The following is an 18862-nucleotide window of genomic DNA, read 5'->3' as shown; positions in this document are numbered from 1 at the left end:
ACCGCTCTTAGAGCGATCCGCCGAAAATGTCGATCGAACCTTCCTTGAGGGCGACGATGGCACGCTTGGTGTCATTGCGCTTGCCCCAGCCGGTGCGGGTGCGGCGGCGCTTGCCCTCACGGTTGAGGGTGTTCACCGATGCCACCTTGACACCGAAGATCGATTCGATTGCGTACTTGATCTCTGTCTTGTTCGAACGCGGGTCCACCAGGAAGGTGTACTTGCCTTCGTCCATCAGCGCGTAGGTCTTCTCAGACACGACGGGCGCGATGATGATGTCGCGTGGGTCCTTGAACGTGACGCTCATTTGGCTTCCTCCTCACCGGACTCAGCCGTGGTCTTCTTAGCGGCCGACATGTCGAGGAAGCGCTGCAGAGCGGCTTCGGTGAAGACGATGTCGTCAGCCATGAGGACGTCGTAGGTGTTGAGCTGTTCGGCAGTGAGCACGTGAACCTTGGGCAGGTTGCGCACGCTGCGCTCGGTGAGGTCATCACCGCGCTCGATCACCACGAGCTTGTTCGGCCGTGTCGAGATGTTCTCCAGGGCTGCGCGTGCCTGCTTCGTCGAGGGCTTCTCACCGTCGACGAGAGCGCTGACCACGAAGATCTGGTCGAGGCGGGCGCGGTCGGACAGGGCGCCGCGCAGGGCAGCGGCCTTCATCTTCTTGGGGGTGCGCTGCGAGTAGTCACGCGGCACCGGGCCGTGGACGATGCCGCCGCCGGCGTACTGCGGTGCGCGGATCGAACCCTGGCGGGCGTTGCCGGTGCCCTTCTGGCGGTACGGCTTGCGGCCGCCGCCGCGCACTTCAGCGCGGGTCTTGGTCTTGTGGGTGCCCTGACGTGCGGCAGCCATCTGAGCCACCACAACCTGGTGGATGAGCGGCACATTGGTCTGGATGCCGAAGACTGCTGCGGGCAGCTCAGCGGATCCGGACTTCTTGCCGGCGGCGTCGAGGACGTCGATGGTCTTGGTTTCAGTCATCTCTCTCAGGCCTCCTTCGCTGCGGAGCGAACGAGCACGACTGCTCCCTTGGGGCCGGGGACGGCGCCCTTGATGAGGAGCAGGTTGTTGTCGGTGTCGACAGCGTGGATCGTCAGGTTCTGGGTGGTGCGGCGCACATTGCCCATGCGTCCGGCCATCCGCATGCCCTTGAAGACGCGACCGGGGGTAGCAGCCCCGCCGATCGAGCCGGCCTTGCGGTGGTTGCGGTGCTGGCCGTGCGAGGCTCCGACACCGGCGAAGTTGTGGCGCTTCATGACACCAGCGGTGCCCTTGCCCTTGCTGGTGGCAGTCACGTCGACCTTGGCGCCGGCCTCGAACACGTCGATGCCCAGCTCCTGGCCGAGTTCATACTCAGCAGCATCGGAGGTGCGCAGTTCGACCAGGTGGCGACGCGGAGCGACACCGGCCTTCTCGAAGTGGCCGGAGGTCGGCTTGTCGACCTTGCGCGGGTCGATCTCACCGAAGCCGAGCTGGACGGCCGAGTAGCCGTCGACGTCTTCGCTGCGGATCTGGGTGACGACGTTGGCGTCAGCCTTGACCACAGTGACCGGAACAAGGTTGGCGTTTTCGTCCCACACCTGGGTCATGCCGAGCTTGGTGCCCATGAGGCCCTTGACGGCACGTGTGGTGGGGAGCGGCTGTGAACGGGTGTTGGCCATTACTCCCCCTTAGAGCTTGATCTCGATGTTGACGTCATCGGCAAGGTCGAGGCGCATGAGCGAATCGACGGCCTTCGGCGTCGGGTCAACGATGTCGATGAGGCGCTTGTGGGTGCGCATCTCGAAGTGCTCGCGGCTGTCCTTGTACTTGTGCGGCGAACGGATGACGCAGTACACGTTCTTCTCCGTCGGCAGCGGCACTGGGCCCACAACCGTAGCTCCCGCGCGCGTCACAGTGTCCACGATCTTGCGTGCTGCACTGTCGATGACGGCGTGGTCGTACGACTTGAGCCGAATGCGGATCTTCTGTCCCGCCATGGCTTCGTCTCTTTCTGTTGGTCCTCCGGCCATCAACCATGGTCCGTACGGATCGCATGGTCTGCGCCGGCTTGCTGTGACCGACCCCCGAGGTCGGGCGTGTCGTCTTTGCCTTCCGGCTGAACGTACGCGCATTCATCAAATGGCTGCCCGGTGCAAGCGAACCCGGATCATCCAGATTCTTCCGGTCGATTCTGGGCTGTTCGCGGCACAGCGACCGCAGTGCAGGGGTCATCTGCCCAAAACGCAACTTGTCTATACTGTCACAGCCGCTCACCGGGAGGCAAATCGGGCACCCTACCACACCGGGCAGCGCCGCGTGAGCTTCCGCACGCAGGCGCGTCACACCTCGGGCGCGGACAGCGAAGCGCACCCGGCACGATACCGGGTGCGCTCACGCGTTGGCAGCCGAGGCCGGCTGCAGGTCAGTTCGAGACGATCGAGCCCTCTTCGGACTGCGCGCGCTCGAGTGCGCGCTTGCGCTGCTCCTCGACGCGCTTGCTGATCTCGCGGGCGCGGTCCTCATCGCGGGTGAGGTTCTCGCCTGTCTCGGGGTTGAAGACCATGACATCAGCCGGGTCGAACCACAGCTCGACGTCATCGCCCTCACGGACCTGCGAGCTCGGTTCGAGCGCGGCGACGACCTGCGGGCGCATGCCCTCGCCGTCGAGGTCGCGGTCGAGTTCGTCGAGTGCCTCCTGCACCTCGGGCTTGGGCTCGAAGGGCAGGTAGGCGTAGATCTCGTTGCCCAGCCATTCGGTGACGTCGACCTTCGCGGTGATGACGGCACCGCGGTCGCGCTCATCGGCGTCCATGAGGGTGGCATCGCGGAAGGCCTCGGGCCGGATGCCGGCGATGAGCAGCTGCGGGGCATCCTTCAGGCCCTTGGCCCGCTTGCCCGGCAGCTCGAAGTCGCCGAACGGCGAGCTGAGGCGGCCGTCGACGTACTCGACGGGCAGGAAGTTCATCGACGGGGAGCCGATGAAGCCGGCGACGAAGAGATTGAGCGGCTCGCGGTAGAGCTCCTGCGGGCTGGCGTACTGCTGGAGTGCGCCGCGCTTGAGGACGGCGACCTTGTCGCCGAGCGTCATCGCCTCGGTCTGGTCGTGGGTGACGTAGACGGTGGTGACGCCGAGCTGGCGCTGCATGCGCGCGATCTCCGTGCGCATCTGGCCGCGCAGCTTCGCATCGAGGTTCGACAGCGGCTCATCGAACAGGAACGCCTTGGCATCGCGGACGATCGCCCGGCCCATCGCCACACGCTGGCGCTGGCCGCCGGAGAGGTTGGCCGGCTTGCGCTGCAGGTGCTCGCCGAGTTCGAGCATCTTCGCCGCGCGCTCGACGCGCGCGCTCACCTCGTTCTCGTCGTAGTGCTCCTTGTTCAGTCGCAGCGGGAAGGCGATGTTCTCGTACACCGTCAGGTGCGGGTACAGGGCGTAGTTCTGGAACACCATCGACAGGTCGCGGTCGCGCGGCGGCAGGTCGTTGACCCGCTTGCCGTCGATGAACAGGTCGCCTTCGGTGATGTCCTCCAGGCCGACGATCATCCGCAGCAGGGTCGACTTGCCGGAGCCGGAGGGGCCGACGAGGATGACGAACTCGCCGTTGTCGATGCTCAGCGACACGTCGTTGACGGCCGGGAAGCCGTCGCCGTAGCGCTTGACGATGTTCTTGAGTTCGATTTCAGCCATCTTGATCTCCTGAATGGGGTGCCGAAGCTGTGTGTGCCGCGCGGTCGCCGGCCGCTGCCGAGGTGGTGGTGCGGGTCATCCCTTCACCGCACCCGAGGTCAGGCCGGAGACGATCTGGCGCTGGAAGACGAGGACGATGATGATGACCGGGATGGTCACGACGATCGCGGCCGCGGCGATCGCACCGGCCGGCTCCTCGAACTGGCTGGCGCCGGTGAAGAACGACAGCGCCGCCGGGACCGGGCGGGCCGCTGAGGTCGAGGTCAGCGAGATGCCGTAGAGGAAGTCGTTCCAGGCGATGAAGAACGCGATGATCGCAGTCGTGAACACGCCGGGGGCAGCCAGTGGGACGATGACCTTGCGGAAGGCCTGGAAAGACTTCGCACCGTCGACCTGGGCGGCCTGTTCGAGCTCCCACGGGATCTGCTGGAAGAACGAGGTCAGCGTCCAGATCGAGATCGGCAGGGTCAGCGACAGGTACGGGATGATGAGGCCGAGCCAGGTGTCGTAGAGCCCGACGACCGACCACAGGTTGAACAGCGGGGTGACGAGCGAGATGACCGGGAAGACCGTGACGGCCAGTGACATGTAGAGGACGAACCGCTTGCCGGGGAATTCCAGCCGGGCGATCGCGTAGGCGGCCAGGGTGGAGAGGATGACGGCGATGAGCGTGGCGATGAGGCAGATCGCGATCGAGTTGCGCAGCGCCGGCAGGAACAGGTCGCGCGCCGCCCCGTTGATGATGAGGTCGTAGTTCTCCCAGCTGATCTGCGTCGGCCAGAACTGACGGTTGGAGATGTCAGCTGAGCTCTTGAGCGACAGCGACAGGGTCCACACCACCGGGAACAGCGCCCACAGCCCGATGAGGATGAAGGCGGCGATCCAGCCGAAGGTCGCCAGCGGTGTCTTCTTGCCGGAATCCATGTCCTACTCCTTCCCTGCACCGAGGTTGACGTTGAAGCCCTTGATGAACAGCAGGCAGATGAGGCCGACTGCGATGAACAGCAGCACGGATACTGCCGAACCGAGGCCGGTCTGCAGCTGCGAGATCGTCTGGTCATACGCCAGCGAGGACACGGTGGCCGTCCCGTTGGCGCCCTCGGTCATGACGAACACCGAGTCGAAGATGCGGAAGGCCTCAAGGGTGCGGAACATGAGCGCGACCATGATCGAGGCCTTCATGTTCGGCAGGGTCACCCGCACGAGGCGCTGCCAGCGGCTGGCGCCGTCGACGGTGGCTGCTTCGAGCATGTCGCCGGGGATCTGGGCGAGGCCGGCGAGCATGAGCAGTGAGATGAACGGGGTGGTCTTCCAGATCTCTGCCAGGGAGATGACGGCGAAGGAGGACCAGAAGTTGCCGAACCAGTCGAAGCTCTCCATCCCCAGCCAGGTGCCGACGAAGCCGGTGCCCAGGTCGAAGGCGTACTTCCAGGAGAACGCCGCGACGACGGTGATGATGCCGTAGGGGATGAGGATGATCGTGCGGATCGGCCCACGGACGGCCTTGAGCGCGTTGAGCATGACAACGGCGAACGCGAAGCCGAGCACGAGCTCGACGGCGACGGTGAAGACGGTGATGAGCAGGGTGAACCCGAGGGTCTGCCACCACAGCGGGTCGGTCAGCACGGTGACGTAGTTCAGGCCCCAGTTGAAGTAGGCGTTGTCCGGGTCGGTCAGCCGCTTGTTGAAGAAGGACTGGTAGACCGCCTGCAGGATCGGGTAGCCGGTCACCAGCAGCAGCACGGCTCCGGCCGGCCAGGCGAGCAGGAGGCCCAGGCGCGCCTCGTCCTTCGTTCGCTGGGACTTGTGCGCCTTGGACTTCTTCTTGCCCGCCGCCGAGGCGCCCTGTCCTGGAGCGGAGTCCGTCGCCTCGGTCTTGGAGGTCGTGAGCAGGTGTGTGTCGTCGTTGGTCACAGCAGCGCCTCTCCACGCAGGATCTCGAGGATGAGATCGGCTGAGGTCTTCGGTGTGCTCTGGGGGCTGACGTCAGCCGGCGGGTGCCAGGATCGCTGGATGCCGCCGGTGATGCCGTTGTAGTACGGCGAGATCGGCCGGGACTTCGCCACTTCGAGCGAGTCGAGGATCGCATCCGAGTACGGGGCCTCCTCCTGCACCTTCGGATCGTCGAAGGCGGCGCGGGTGGCCGGCGGCAGTCCGTCGGTGATGTAGTACTCGGACTGCTTCTGGGTCTCGCGGATGCAGCTGATCGCTTCGAAGGCTTCGTCCTGGTGGTCGGAGAACGCGCCGACGGCGAGCTTGCCGCCGCCGAGCGGTGCGGCTCCCGGCGTACCCTCTTCGACGGCGGGGTACTGCGCCCAGCCGACGTCGTCGAAGACCTCCTGGTCGAGGCTGCCGTCCTCGACGGCGGCCTTCATGGCTGGGTAGACGAAGGGCCAGTTGACCATGAATCCGCCGTTCTCCCCTTGGAAGCGCAGCATAGCGCCCTGCTCGTCGAGGTTGGAGAAGTTCGGTCCGCCCAGGCCCTCAGACCCGATCGTGTCGACGATCTCTGCAGCCTTCTCCCCTGCTGGGGAGTCGAGTCCGAGTTCGGTGTCCTCGGGTTCGGCTTCGGGATCCTTGACGATCGGCTCGCCCTGGGATTCGTACAGCGCGTTGACCCACACGGTCAGGGATTCGGCGCGGATGCCCTGGGCGCCGATCTCCTTGTCCTGGTCCTTGGCAGCTTCGATGATCTGATCCCAGGTCACCGGCTTGGACATGTCGAGGCCGGCCGCCTCGGCGACGGATTTGCGGTACCACAGGATCTGGGTGTTGGCCTGGACGGGGGCGACGACGAGCTGGTCCTCCCACATCGAGGACTCGACTGCCGCCTCGACGACGTCGTCGGTGAATTCGTCGACGTACTCCTCGGGCACCGGGGCGATGAAGTCGGCGTTGGCGAACTCGGGCACGTAGACGGTGTCGATGCTCATGATGTCGATCGAGTTGTCTTTGGAGGCGAGCCTTCGGATGAGCTGTTCGCGCTGACCGGCTGCGTCGCTGGGCAGCATCGAGGTCTGGATCGTGTACTTGCCCCCGGAGGCCTCGGTGCAGGCTTCGGCCATCGCCGCCTTGCCGCCGTTGTCAGGGTCGATGTACCACGTCAGCGTCTTCGCGTCCTCCTGCGTGCCGCAGCCGCTGAGGGCCATGAGCGTCGCTGTCGCCATCGCCGCTCCGGCCAGCAGCCGGGTCCTGCGGCGGCGGGATGGATCCGTCATCAGCGCTCCTCCAGCCTTCCGTCTCGCGGTTCTTGCGAACCTCGCCGGTGCCGTGCAGCCCTGTGCGGTGCATTGAGGGATCCTGCAAGACACATCACAATTCTGGTCTCACCTTAGCGGAGAATCGGCGAACGCGTGGGAAGAGCCGACCAGAAGACCAGATGAGGGCGCTGGATGCACGAAGCCCCGGGAGTCGGAATGACTCCCGGGGCTTCAGTGTGATCGTGTGTCGATCACATCAGCTGATCAGTGATCAGGCGATGATCTCGGTGACACGGCCGGCGCCGACGGTGCGGCCGCCCTCGCGGATGGCGAAGCGCAGGCCCTCTTCCATAGCGATCGGCTGGATGAGCTCAACGGTCATCTCAACGTTGTCGCCCGGCATGACCATCTCGGTGCCTTCCGGCAGCTCGATGACGCCGGTGACGTCGGTGGTACGGAAGTAGAACTGCGGGCGGTAGTTGGAGTAGAACGGGTTGTGACGTCCGCCCTCTTCCTTCTGCAGGATGTAGACCTGGCCCTTGAACTTCGTGTGCGGGGTGATCGAGCCCGGCTTGCAGATGACCTGGCCGCGCTCGACGTCCTCGCGCTTGGTGCCGCGGAGCAGGAGGCCGACGTTCTCACCGGCGCGAGCGTCCGGCAAGGTCTTGCGGAACATCTCGATGGCGGTGACGGTGGTCTTCTGCGACTGCGGCTTGATGCCGACGATCTCGATTTCCTCGTTCGGCAGCAGCACGCCGCGCTCCACACGACCGGTCACGACGGTGCCGCGGCCGGTGATGGTGAAGACGTCCTCGACAGGCATGAGGAACGGCTTGTCGATGTCGCGCTCCGGCTCCGGAACGTTCTCGTCGACGGCGTCCATGAGCTCCTCGACGGTCTTGACCCACTCCGGGTCGCCTTCGAGAGCCTTGAGAGCCGAGACGCGGACGATCGGGGCGTCCTCGTCGAAGTCCTGCGAACCGAGCAGGTCGCGGATCTCCATCTCGACGAGCTCGAGCATCTCATCAGCGTCGTCGCCGTACTCAGCGAGTGCGGCGTCGGTCTTGTTGAGAGCGACGAGCAGGTACGGAACGTTGACCTGGCGAGCGAGCAGGACGTGCTCGCGGGTCTGCGCCATGATGCCGTCGGTGGCGGCGATCACGAGGATCGCGCCGTCCATCTGAGCGGCACCGGTGATCATGTTCTTGATGTAGTCAGCGTGGCCCGGGGCGTCGACGTGTGCGTAGTGACGCTTCTCGGTCTCGTACTCAACGTGCGAGACGTTGATGGTGATGCCGCGCTGCTTCTCTTCCGGCGCGTTGTCGACCTGGTCGAAGGCCTGAGCCTGGTTCAGGTCCGGGTACTTGTTTGCCAGAACGTTCGTGATAGCCGCGGTCAGAGTCGTCTTACCGTGGTCAACGTGACCAATGGTACCGATGTTGACGTGCGGCTTAGTCCTGTCGAAACTAGCCTTTGCCACTGGGTTCCTCCTCGTGGTTGGTTCGGGACATGCGGTCCATGTCCCGCGCCTCTTCTGTTGTTGACAGCTGCCGGCTGGCGCCAGCAGCAACGGGCGAGATTACTCTTCGCCGCGGGTCTTCTGGATGATCTCGTCGGCGACAGCCTTCGGGACCTCCGCATAGCTATGGAACTGCATCGAGTACATGGCACGACCCTGGGTCTTCGACCGCAGGTCGCCGATGTAGCCGAACATCTCCGACAGCGGAACATGCGCACGGACAACCTTAACGCCTGTGGCATCCTCCATCGACTGGATCTGTCCGCGCCGCGAGTTCAGGTCGCCGATGACGTCACCCATGTACTCCTCCGGGGTGCGCACCTCGACCTCCATGAGCGGTTCGAGCAGAGCCGGGCTCGCCTTCTGGACGGCCTCCTTGAGGACCATCGAGCCGGCGATCTTGAACGCCATCTCCGAGGAGTCGACATCGTGGTACTGGCCGTCCACAAGGGTGGCCTTGATGCCGACCAGCGGGTAGCCGGCCAGCACGCCCATCTGCATGGCATCCTGGATGCCCTGGTCGACGCTCGGGATGTACTCGCGCGGCACGCGGCCGCCGGTGATGGCATTCTCGAATTCGTAGATCTGGTCGCCAGTGACCTCCATGGGCTCAATGGTGACCTGCACCTTGGCGAACTGGCCGGAACCGCCAGTCTGCTTCTTGTGCGTGTAGTCAGCCTTTTCCACCTTGCGGCGGATGGTCTCGCGGTAGGCGACCTGCGGCTTGCCGATGTTGGCCTCGACCTTGAATTCGCGCTTCATACGGTCGACGAACACATCGAGGTGCAGCTCGCCCATGCCGCCGATCTCGGTCTGGCCCGTCTCCTCGTTGAGGTTGACGGTGAAGGTCGGATCCTCCTTGACCAGCTTCTGGATGGCGGTCGAGAGCTTCTCCTGGTCGCCCTTGGTCTTCGGCTCGATGGAGACGAAGATGACGGGCTCCGGGAAGGACATCGACTCGAGCACGACCGGCTGCTGCGGGTCGCACAGGGTGTCGCCGGTGGTGGTCTCCTTGAGGCCGATGAAGGCGTAGATGTGTCCGGCGACTGCTTCCTCGACAGGGTTCTCCTTGTTCGAGTGCATCTGGAACATCTTGCCGACGCGCTCCTTCTTGCCGCTGGTCGTGTTGAGCACCTGCTCACCCGACTTCACGGTTCCGGAGTACACGCGGACGTAGGTCAGCGTTCCGAAGAACGGGTGGCTGGCGACCTTGAAGGCCAGACCGGCGAACGGTCCGTCCTTGCGCGGTTCGCGGGTGACGACCTCGTCCTCCTTGCCGGGGGCATAGCCTTCGACAGCCGGGACGTCGAGCGGGCTCGGGAGGTAGTCGATGACGGCGTTGAGCACGAGCTGGATGCCCTTGTTCTTGAACGCCGAACCGCACATCACCGGGAACGCCTCAGAGGAGATGGTCAGCTGGCGGATGCCGGCCTTGAGCTCGTCGATGGTGAGCTCGCCCTCTTCGAGGTACCTGTCCATGAGCTCTTCGCTGGCCTCAGCGACATCCTCCATGAGGTTGGCGCGCATCTCCTCGGCGCGTGCCTTGAGCTCCTCGGGGATCTCGATCTCGACCATGTCCTGGCCCATCTTCGACTCGTCGGGCCATTCCCAGGCCTTCATCTCAACGAGGTCGATGACAGCACGGAAGTCGGACTCAGCACCGATCGGCAGCTGGATGACCAGCGGCTTGGCGCCGAGGCGCTCACGGATGGTCTTGACGGTGAAGTCGAAGTCAGCACCGAGCTTGTCCATCTTGTTGACGAAGCACACGCGCGGAACGTCGTACTTGTCAGCCTGACGCCACACGGTCTCGGACTGCGGCTCAACGCCTTCCTTGCCGTCGAACACGGCAACGGCACCGTCGAGCACGCGCAGCGAGCGCTCCACCTCGACGGTGAAGTCGACGTGGCCCGGGGTGTCGATGATGTTGATCTGGTTGTCTTCCCAGTAGCAGGTGGTGGCAGCCGAGGTGATCGTGATGCCACGCTCCTGCTCCTGCTCCATCCAGTCCATCGTCGAGGCGCCGTCGTGGGTCTCGCCGAGCTTGTAGTTCACACCGGTGTAGAACAGGATGCGTTCGGTGGTGGTGGTCTTACCGGCATCGATGTGAGCCATGATGCCGATGTTGCGGACCTTCTTGAGGTCAGTCAGCACGTCGAGTGCCACGGTGTCTCTCTTCCGTCTCGTTGAGTTGGACAGCAGGCCGGACCGGGTCGAGCCGGTCCGGCCCAGCGTCGCTTACCAGCGGTAGTGGGCGAAGGCCTTGTTGGACTCGGCCATCTTGTGCATGTCCTCGCGGCGCTTCACAGCGGCGCCCAGACCGTTGCTCGCATCCAAAATCTCGTTCTGGAGGCGATCGGTCATGGTCTTTTCACGGCGCTGACGAGCGAAGCCGACGAGCCACCGCAGAGCGAGGGTGGTCGAGCGCGCTGCACGCACCTCGACCGGCACCTGGTAGGTCGCACCGCCGACACGGCGCGAGCGGACCTCGAGCGCCGGGCGGATGTTGTCCAGGGCCTTCTTGAGCAGCGAAACCGCGTCGGTGTTGGCCTTCTCAGCGGCGGCTTCGAGGGCGCTGTAGACGATGCGCTCAGCGGTGGAGCGCTTGCCGTCGAGGAGCACCTTGTTGATGAGCTGGGTGACCAGCGGCGAGTGGTAGACCGGATCGATGCCGACCGGTCGCTTGGGGGCGGGACCCTTACGTGGCATTACTTCTTCTCCCTCTTGGCTCCGTAACGGCTGCGTGCCTGCTGGCGGCCCTTGACACCCTGGGTGTCGAGCGATCCGCGCACGATCTTGTAGCGCACGCCGGGGAGGTCCTTGACACGGCCTCCGCGGACCAGCACGATCGAGTGCTCCTGCAGGTTGTGACCCTCGCCCGGAATGTAGGCGGTCACCTCGATCTGGCTGGAGAGCTTGACACGTGCGACCTTGCGCAGTGCCGAGTTCGGCTTCTTGGGAGTGGTGGTGTACACACGCGTGCACACGCCGCGGCGCTGCGGGCTGCCCTTGAGGGCAGGCGTCGCGTTCTTCGCGGCCTTGTCGTGCCGGCCCTTGCGGACCAGCTGCTGGATTGTTGGCACTGAATATTCTCCGATGCTTCTCGATATACCTAAGTCCGATGGCGATCACAGCGCCTGCTGTGCCGTCCGCACCCTCGGACATGTCCTGCTGGGAGCGGGTGAAGCTGCCTGCCCGTCCCCAGTCCCCGCGAGTCCCCGCTGCATCCGGAACCGGATGTGCCATGATGGCAGGGCGCCCTTGTCGAGCTGCCGAAACAGCCAGTCAGAGAACCGATGGGGCCTTGCGGCCTGCATGACGCCGCCCGCGGCTGCTCTTCGTCACCCGGTGCGGAGCGGGCGACACAGCCTCGTGCGCGCATGCGGACACGATCTGATCACAATCAGTCACAGTACAGCCTAAACGGTGGCGGCGCCGCCGGTCAAAACGACTTCAGCGCCGGGTTCCGCGCAGGGAATCCGCGTTGACTGCGGCGGTGGGCCGCGCCACAGACACTGCGTTCCCCGGCGTCACACACAGGTCACGTTCCGTTCGCCGGGCTTGGCTATGCTGGGCACATGTCCGACCTCGTACCCAGCGCCGGCGACAGCGACCGGCCCCGCAAGCTACGCGCCAGCGATCAGGACCGCGACGCCGTCCTCGACGTCCTCTCCTCCGCCCACGCCTCCGGTCGCCTCGACCCCACGGAGCTCGATGAGCGGCAGGAGGCGACGATGGCAACGAAGTTCCTCGCCGAACTCCCCGAGCTCATCGACGACCTGCCCGAAGGCGATGAGCTGGTGGCCCGGCTGCGCGCCGAGGCCGGAATCGACCTCGGGCACGGCACCTCGGGCACGGCGCTGTCGCACCGCCGCAAGCACATTCCGCCAGCCACGCCCGGCACCGGCAAACCCGTCTACGACATCGCAGTCCTCGGCGGCTCCGCGAAGACGATCGTCGCCGGCACCTCGAAGGTCGAGACGTATGCGCTCATGGGCGGCAGCGAGATCTACCTGCACGAGGTGATGGGCCCCGGCGTGGAGCTCAGGCTCACGAACGTCGCGGTGATGGCCGGACATGACATCTACGTGCCGGCCGGCGTCAAGGTCATCGACAACACCGTCAACTTCCTCGCCGGCAACGACATCGCCCGCAACGCCAACGGAGACGGCTCCAACGGCACGCTCATCCTCGACGGCTTCAACCTCATGGCCGGCCACGACGTCAAGCTCGACCCGAACTGGACTCCCGAGGACCGCTGAGCGCTCCCGGGAACCGACCTGACCTTGAACCTGACACCGACCCGAGAGGACCTGCAGTGAACATCGGCATTCTGACCTCCGGCGGCGACTGCCCCGGACTCAACGCTGTCATCCGCGGGGCGGTGCGCAAGGGCATCCGCCAGTACGGCTACAGCTTCTCCGCAATCCGGGACGGCTGGCGCGGGCTGCTCGAAGACGATATCCATCCGCTGCATATGGTCGACGTCCGCGGCATCGGCGCCCGCGGCGGCACCATTCTCGGGACCTCGCGCACGCACCCGTACTCAGGCGGCGGGCCGGAGAAGATGCGCGAGGTGATGGCCGCGCGCGGCATCGACGCCGTCATCGCGATCGGCGGCGAGGGCACGCTTGCCGGCGCCTCGCGACTGGCTGATGACGAGGGGCTGCCGGTCGTCGGCGTGCCGAAGACGATCGACAACGATCTGGACAACACCGACTACACCTTCGGCTTCGACACCGCCCAGGAGATCGCCACTGAGGCGATCGACCGGCTGCGCACGACGGCCGAAAGCCATCACCGTTGCATGGTGCTCGAGGTCATGGGCCGCAATGTCGGCTGGATCGCGCTGCAGTCGGGCATGGCCGGCGGCGCTCATGCCATCCTCATCCCGGAGTTCCCGGTCGGCTATGAGCAGATCTGCGATTGGGTGCGCTCAGCGTGGGATCGCGGCCGCGCCCCGCTCGTCGTCGTGGCGGAGGGCTTCGTGCCCGAGGGCCTCGACGACCAGGTCTCAGATGCCGGTCTCGACAAGCACGGGCGGGTGCGTCTGGGCGGCATCGGCAACCACCTCGCCCCGATCATCGAAGAGCGCACCGGTCTGGAGACCCGGGCGGTGACGCTCGGCCACCTGCAGCGCGGGGGCTCCCCGACGGCCTATGACCGGGTGCTCGCCACCCGGCTCGGGATGGCGGCTGTCGATCTGTGCCACGACGCCGACTGGGGTCAGATGGCCAGCCTGACCGGCACCGACATCATCCGGGTGCCGATGGCCGAGGCCGTTGACCGGCTCAAGTTCGTCCCGCAGCACAGGTGGGATGAAGTCCAGGTGCTGCTCGGCTGAATTCGTCCGCCAGCAGGGTGGGCGCCAGTCGTGCGGCCACCCGATCCTGCAGCTGGCCGGCTGACGTGGGGTCTGCTGCCAGAGCCAGCAGCTCCTGCGCATCGAAGGCCACAACCTCGTAGCCGAGTGCGCTGATCGACTCATGGGCGGATTCGAGCACCTGCATACTCTCCCCTGCCCGGCAGACATCGACGACGACACGCAGGCGGGGAAACAGGAACGACACTGCCGCTCCCTCGGCCGGCTCTTCGGCCCCCGGCAGTACGACATGCTGCCGGAAGCCGGTGATTCCCAGACCGCGCAGCACGGCGAGCAGCACCGATTCAGCCGGTGTCACCGCCTCGCCGGTGGCGGCTTGGAGCACCGTCCGGACCTGGGCGAAGCGGTTGCGCCGCTGCTGCGTGTCGGCCACGGTGTGCAGCTCTCGCCGGGTGTGCTCCCGGTCGTGCGCACCGCGCAGCAGATGGTCAGCGGCCAGCACCCCTGCGATGACCCCGACGTCGCGGGCCATATCGATGACCGTGCGGGCCGGGCTGGTGATCTGCAGGTCGCCGATCGTCAGGCGGTCGGCAGGCAGCACCGGGTTGCGCCAGCGCCGCAGGAGCGCCGATTCCGCCCCCTTGCGCGGATGCGAGACATGCATCGGCGCCTCGTCGACGGCTCCGAGGACAGGCATGCCGTGCAGGCGTGCGGCGGTCTCGTGCGAGATGACGTCCGAGGGCGCCAGGGGCGGGAGGGGCGCGGGCAGCACTGCTGCTGCAGTGTGCGTGATCGCTGTCGGCTCCCGACTACGGAGCAGTGTTGTCGTATCCATGCCGCCACCCTGCTGCCCACGGCCCACGATGGCCAGAGGCAGCCGCGGTCTGTGGAAAAGCCGCGATCTGTCCACAGGTATATCCACAGATGTGCAGGAGGTTACTCACGCCCCGTTACGCAACCGTCGCGCTCCCCGCCCTCCCCTGTCACGCAAAGCATGCAGGCGGGTTACCGACACGTAGGCCGTGACAACCGGCAATGGTGACTCCCGCCTCGGGAACGGGGCCGAAAACCGCGTGAGACCAGACATGATGCGCACTGTCCACAGGGATGTGCACAGATGCTGCCGGCTGTGGGGAACCGGAGGTGAATGCCGACGGAGCGGGGACAGCGTGTGCTGTCCCCGCCCCGTGCGGTTCAGGCCTGCAGCCGTGGGCTGCCGATCACGTCATCAGCTGAAGGCGCCGAAGTCGTAGTCCTCCAGCGGGATCGCCGCTCCTTCTCCTGCCAGCGACGGGTAGAAGTCGTTGTAGGAGTTGGAGAACATGTCCTGGCGGGCCTCTTCGGTCGGCTCGACGATCATGTCGCGGTACTTGTGCATACCGGTGCCGGCCGGGATGAGCTTGCCGAGGATGACGTTCTCCTTCAGGCCGAGCAGCGGGTCGGTCTTGCCTTCCATCGCTGCTTCAGTGAGGACGCGGGTGGTCTCCTGGAAGGAGGCCGCCGACAGCCAGGACTCGGTCGCCAGCGAGGCCTTCGTGATGCCCATGAGTTCGTCACGGGCCGAGGCCGGCTTGCCGCCTTCGGCGACGACACGGCGGTTCTCCTCCTGGTAGCGGCCGCGGTCGACCAGCTCACCGGGCAGCAGGTTCGTGTCGCCGGATTCGATGACGGTGACCCGTCGGAGCATCTGGCGGACGATGACCTCGATGTGCTTATCGTGGATGCCCACGCCCTGCGAGCGGTAGACCTTCTGCACCTCGTCGACGAGGAAGCGCTCGGCTTCCCGGCGACCGCGGATGCGCAGCACCTGCTTCGGGTCGATGGCACCCTCGACGAGCTTCGATCCGGCCTCGACGCGCTGTCCGTCCTCGACGAGCAGCTGCGCACGACGGCCGACCGGGTGCTCGATCTCCTCCGAGCCGTCGTCCGGGGTGACGATGACGTAGCGGGTTTTGCGGCTGTCGTCGATCTTCACCTTGCCGGTCGCCTCGGCGATCGGGGCGAAGCCCTTCGGGGTGCGGGCCTCGAAGAGCTCGGTGACGCGCGGCAGACCCTGCGTGATGTCGCCTCCGCCGCCGGCGGCAACACCACCGGTGTGGAAGGTGCGCATCGTCAGCTGGGTGCCCGGCTCACCGATCGACTGGGCTGCGACGGTGCCGATCGCCTCGCCGATGTCGACGAGCTTGCCGGTGGCCATCGAACGGCCGTAGTGCATCGCCGAGATCTGCACGTCCGAGTCGGCGGTGAGCACCGAGTGGACCTTGATCTCCTCGATGCCGGCGGCCACGAGGGTGTCGACGACGTCGGGGCCGACGTCGGTCTTGGCCGGGACGATGACGTTGCCGTCAGCGTCGGTGATGTCCGAGACGGTCAGGCGGCCGTAGACGCTGGTCTCTGCGAACTCGTGCGGCTCCAGTTCGCCGTCGACGCCGCGCTGCGCGACCGGCAGCGTGATGCCCTTGGGCGAATCGGTCGACTCCGAGCGGATGATGACATCCTGCGACACGTCGACGAGACGACGGGTCAGGTAGCCGGAGTCCGCCGTACGCAGAGCGGTGTCGGCCAGGCCCTTACGAGCACCGTGGCTGGCGATGAAGTACTCGAGGACGGACAGGCCCTCGCGGTAGTTCGACTTGATCGGACGGGGGATGATCTCGCCCTTCGGGTTCGTCACCAGGCCGCGCATACCGGCCAGCTGACGGACCTGGGTCCAGTTGCCCGATGCGCCGGAGTTGACGAGGCGGACGACGGAGTTCTCCTCAGGGAAGTTCTTCTGCATCGCCTCGGCGACCTGGTCGGAGGTGTCCGACCAGATCTTGACGAGCTCGCTGCGGCGCTCATCGTCGGTGAGCGCACCGAAGTCGTACTGCTCCTGCACGCGGGATGCCTGCTCTTCGGCCTCGTCGAGCATACCGGCCTTCGACTCCGGGGAGACGATATCGGACATCGCGACGGTCAGGCCCGAGTGGGTGGCCCAGTAGAAGCCCTCGGACTTGAACTGGTCGAGCGTGTGGGCGACCTCGACCTTCGGGTACAGGTCGGCCAGGCGGTTGACGATCTTCGACAGCGCCTTCTTGTCCACCGTCGAGTTGACGTACTGGTAGTCCGCCGGCAGCGTCTCGTTGAACAGGGCGCGGCCGAGCGTCGTCTCGATGATCGCCGGCTGACCCGGCTCCCAGCCCTCGGGCATCTCCATCGCGCGCGAGGGCACGATGTCGTCGATGCGCAGCTTGATCTTGGCACCGAGGTTGAGCTCGTCGCGGTCGAAGGCCATGATCGCCTCGGCGATCGACGCGAACGTGCGTCCTTCGCCCTCCGAGCCTGAGCGCTCGCTGGTGAGGTGGTACAGGCCGATGATCATGTCCTGCGACGGCATCGTGACGGGCTTGCCGTCCGAGGGCTTGAGGATGTTGTTCGCCGAGAGCATGAGGATGCGGGCCTCAGCCTGGGCCTCAGCGCTCAGCGGCAGGTGCACGGCCATCTGGTCACCGTCGAAGTCGGCGTTGAACGCCGAGCAGACGAGCGGGTGGATCTGGATGGCCTTGCCCTCGACGAGCAGCGGCTCGAAGGCCTGGATGCCGAGGCGGTGCAGGGTCGGTGCGCGGTTGAGCAGCACCGGGTGCTCGGAGATGACCTCCTCGAGGACGTCCCACACCTGGGCGTGCTGGCGTTCGACCATGCGCTTGGCGGACTTGATGTTCTGCGCGTGGTTGAGGTCGACGAGCCGCTTCATGACGAAGGGCTTGAACAGCTCGAGCGCCATGGTCTTGGGCAGACCGCACTCGTGCAGGTTCAGCGTCGGGCCGACGACGATGACCGAACGGCCGGAGTAGTCGACGCGCTTGCCGAGCAGGTTCTGGCGGAACCGGCCCTGCTTGCCCTTGAGCATGTCCGACAGCGACTTGAGCGGGCGGTTGCCCGGTCCGGTGACCGGACGACCGCGGCGGCCGTTGTCGAACAGCGAGTCGACGGCTTCCTGCAGCATCCGCTTCTCGTTGTTCACGATGATCTCAGGCGCACCCAGGTCGAGCAGGCGCTTGAGGCGGTTGTTGCGGTTGATGACGCGACGGTACAGGTCGTTGAGGTCCGAGGTGGCGAAGCGGCCGCCGTCGAGCTGGACCATCGGACGCAGCTCCGGCGGGATCACCGGAATCGCGTCGAGCACCATGCCCTCAGGGCTGTTGTCGGTCGACAGGAAGGCGTTGACGACCTTGAGGCGCTTGAGCGCACGGGTCTTGCGCTGTCCCTTGCCGGTCTTGATCAGCTCGCGCAGCTTGTCGGACTCGCCTTCGAGGTCGAAGTCCTGCAGGCGCTTCTGGATCGCCTCAGCGCCCATCGCGCCGGTGAAGTAGATGCCGAACCGGGCGACCATGTCGCGGTAGAGGCTCTCATCGCCTTCGAGGTCGGAGACCTTGAGACCCTTGAAACGGTCCCACACCTGCTCGATGCGGTCGATCTCACGATCGGCGTTCTTGCGGAGGTTGTTCATCTCCTTCTCGGCCTGGGTGCGCAGCTTGTTCTTCGCAGCTGCGGTGGCACCCTCGGACTCGAGTTCGGCCAGATCCTCTTCCAGCTTCTTCGACCGGCGGTCGAGGTCGGAGTCACGGCGGTCGCCGATGCGCTTCTTCTCGACGTCGATCTGGTTCTGCAGGGTCGGCAGATCCCGGTGACGGGACTCCTCGTCGACGGAGGTGATCATGTAGGCGGCGAAGTAGATGACCTTCTCCAGGTCCTTCGGCGCCAGGTCGAGCAGGTAGCCCAGGCGCGACGGCACACCCTTGAAGTACCAGATGTGGGTCACCGGGGCGGCGAGCTCGATGTGGCCCATGCGCTCACGGCGGACCTTGGCGCGGGTGACCTCGACACCGCAGCGCTCACAGATGATGCCCTTGAAGCGCACGCGCTTGTACTTGCCGCAGTAGCACTCCCAGTCGCGGGTCGGGCCGAAGATCTTCTCGCAGAACAGGCCGTCCTTCTCCGGCTTGAGGGTGCGGTAGTTGATCGTCTCGGGCTTCTTGACCTCACCGTGGGACCAGCGGCGGATGTCATCAGCGGTGGCCAGGCCGATGCGCAGCTCATCAAAGAAATTGACGTCAGGCACGTAAATCCTCTTTCTCTTGACAGCTGACGGACAGCTGTCGGAATTCTCG

General features: G+C 65.6%; 16 protein-coding genes. 2 read left to right on the top strand and 14 right to left on the bottom strand.

Going from position 1 to position 18862, the window contains the following annotated elements:
* Window positions 1-7: 7 nt before the first annotated feature.
* From rplW to rpsL, 12 genes are all read right to left on the bottom strand, one after another.
* Window positions 8-307 (bottom strand): 50S ribosomal protein L23, encoded by a 300-nt coding sequence (rplW, locus tag HLA91_RS01860; protein WP_102161489.1) that lies wholly within the window; start codon window positions 305-307, stop codon window positions 8-10.
* Window positions 304-981, bottom strand: a complete 678-nt coding sequence (gene rplD / locus HLA91_RS01855) for a 50S ribosomal protein L4 (RefSeq protein ID WP_102161487.1) — start codon at window positions 979-981, stop codon at window positions 304-306. Before rplD ends, rplW begins: the two co-directional genes overlap by 4 nt.
* Before the next feature lie 5 nt (window positions 982-986).
* On the bottom strand, window positions 987-1661 hold the full coding sequence (gene rplC, locus HLA91_RS01850; protein WP_102161485.1) for a 50S ribosomal protein L3: 675 nt from the start codon (window positions 1659-1661) through the stop codon (window positions 987-989).
* Between the two features lie 9 nt (window positions 1662-1670).
* Window positions 1671-1979: a 30S ribosomal protein S10 gene (gene rpsJ, locus HLA91_RS01845; RefSeq protein ID WP_009379191.1), complete on the bottom strand. Its 309-nt coding sequence runs from the start codon at window positions 1977-1979 to the stop codon at window positions 1671-1673.
* 425 nt (window positions 1980-2404) lie between these two features.
* The gene (locus HLA91_RS01840; protein WP_102161483.1) at window positions 2405-3670 is read right to left on the bottom strand and encodes an ABC transporter ATP-binding protein; all 1266 of its coding nucleotides are present in this window, start codon (window positions 3668-3670) and stop codon (window positions 2405-2407) included.
* A gap of 75 nt (window positions 3671-3745) precedes the next feature.
* Window positions 3746-4594: a carbohydrate ABC transporter permease gene (locus tag HLA91_RS01835; RefSeq protein ID WP_102161480.1), complete on the bottom strand. Its 849-nt coding sequence runs from the start codon at window positions 4592-4594 to the stop codon at window positions 3746-3748.
* 3 nt (window positions 4595-4597) lie between these two features.
* Window positions 4598-5584 (bottom strand): carbohydrate ABC transporter permease, encoded by a 987-nt coding sequence (locus HLA91_RS01830; RefSeq protein WP_406907626.1) that lies wholly within the window; start codon window positions 5582-5584, stop codon window positions 4598-4600.
* A complete protein-coding gene (locus HLA91_RS01825) occupies window positions 5581-6888 on the bottom strand; it encodes an extracellular solute-binding protein (RefSeq protein ID WP_204514178.1) in 1308 nt (435 codons plus the stop codon). The genes HLA91_RS01830 and HLA91_RS01825 overlap by 4 nt, the downstream gene beginning before the upstream one ends.
* A 253-nt stretch (window positions 6889-7141) precedes the next feature.
* A complete protein-coding gene (gene tuf, locus HLA91_RS01820) occupies window positions 7142-8350 on the bottom strand; it encodes an elongation factor Tu (RefSeq protein WP_102161478.1) in 1209 nt (402 codons plus the stop codon).
* 99 nt (window positions 8351-8449) lie between these two features.
* The gene (gene fusA / locus HLA91_RS01815; RefSeq protein WP_102161476.1) at window positions 8450-10555 is read right to left on the bottom strand and encodes an elongation factor G; all 2106 of its coding nucleotides are present in this window, start codon (window positions 10553-10555) and stop codon (window positions 8450-8452) included.
* Window positions 10556-10627: 72 nt separating this feature from the next.
* Entirely contained in the window at window positions 10628-11098 is a 471-nt protein-coding gene (rpsG, locus tag HLA91_RS01810; RefSeq protein WP_170273283.1) for a 30S ribosomal protein S7, read from the bottom strand.
* A complete protein-coding gene (rpsL, locus tag HLA91_RS01805) occupies window positions 11098-11472 on the bottom strand; it encodes a 30S ribosomal protein S12 (RefSeq protein WP_102161472.1) in 375 nt (124 codons plus the stop codon). Before rpsL ends, rpsG begins: the two co-directional genes overlap by 1 nt.
* Window positions 11473-11967: 495 nt before the next feature.
* On the opposite strand from rpsL, the gene HLA91_RS01800 reads away from it, so the two are divergent.
* Both HLA91_RS01800 and HLA91_RS01795 read left to right on the top strand, forming a co-directional pair.
* Complete coding sequence (locus HLA91_RS01800; protein ID WP_170273282.1) at window positions 11968-12651, top strand: DUF1707 SHOCT-like domain-containing protein; 684 nt, start codon at window positions 11968-11970, stop codon at window positions 12649-12651.
* A 56-nt stretch (window positions 12652-12707) separates the two neighbouring features.
* Entirely contained in the window at window positions 12708-13733 is a 1026-nt protein-coding gene (locus tag HLA91_RS01795; protein WP_170273281.1) for a 6-phosphofructokinase, read from the top strand.
* Here the strand turns inward: HLA91_RS01795 and HLA91_RS01790 are convergent.
* On the bottom strand, window positions 13681-14484 hold the full coding sequence (locus HLA91_RS01790) for a hypothetical protein (protein WP_212753878.1): 804 nt from the start codon (window positions 14482-14484) through the stop codon (window positions 13681-13683). The two genes, HLA91_RS01795 and HLA91_RS01790, sit on opposite strands and share 53 nt — an antisense overlap.
* Before the next feature lie 456 nt (window positions 14485-14940).
* Complete coding sequence (locus HLA91_RS01785; protein WP_170273279.1) at window positions 14941-18813, bottom strand: DNA-directed RNA polymerase subunit beta'; 3873 nt, start codon at window positions 18811-18813, stop codon at window positions 14941-14943.
* Window positions 18814-18862: the final 49 nt, after the last annotated feature.

This window comes from Brevibacterium luteolum, from assembly GCF_013004595.1.
GTDB classification, from domain to species: Bacteria; Actinomycetota; Actinomycetes; order Actinomycetales; family Brevibacteriaceae; genus Brevibacterium; species Brevibacterium luteolum.
The sequence above is the reverse complement of the archived record's forward strand: the minus strand, read 5'-3'. Positions and strand labels throughout refer to the sequence as shown.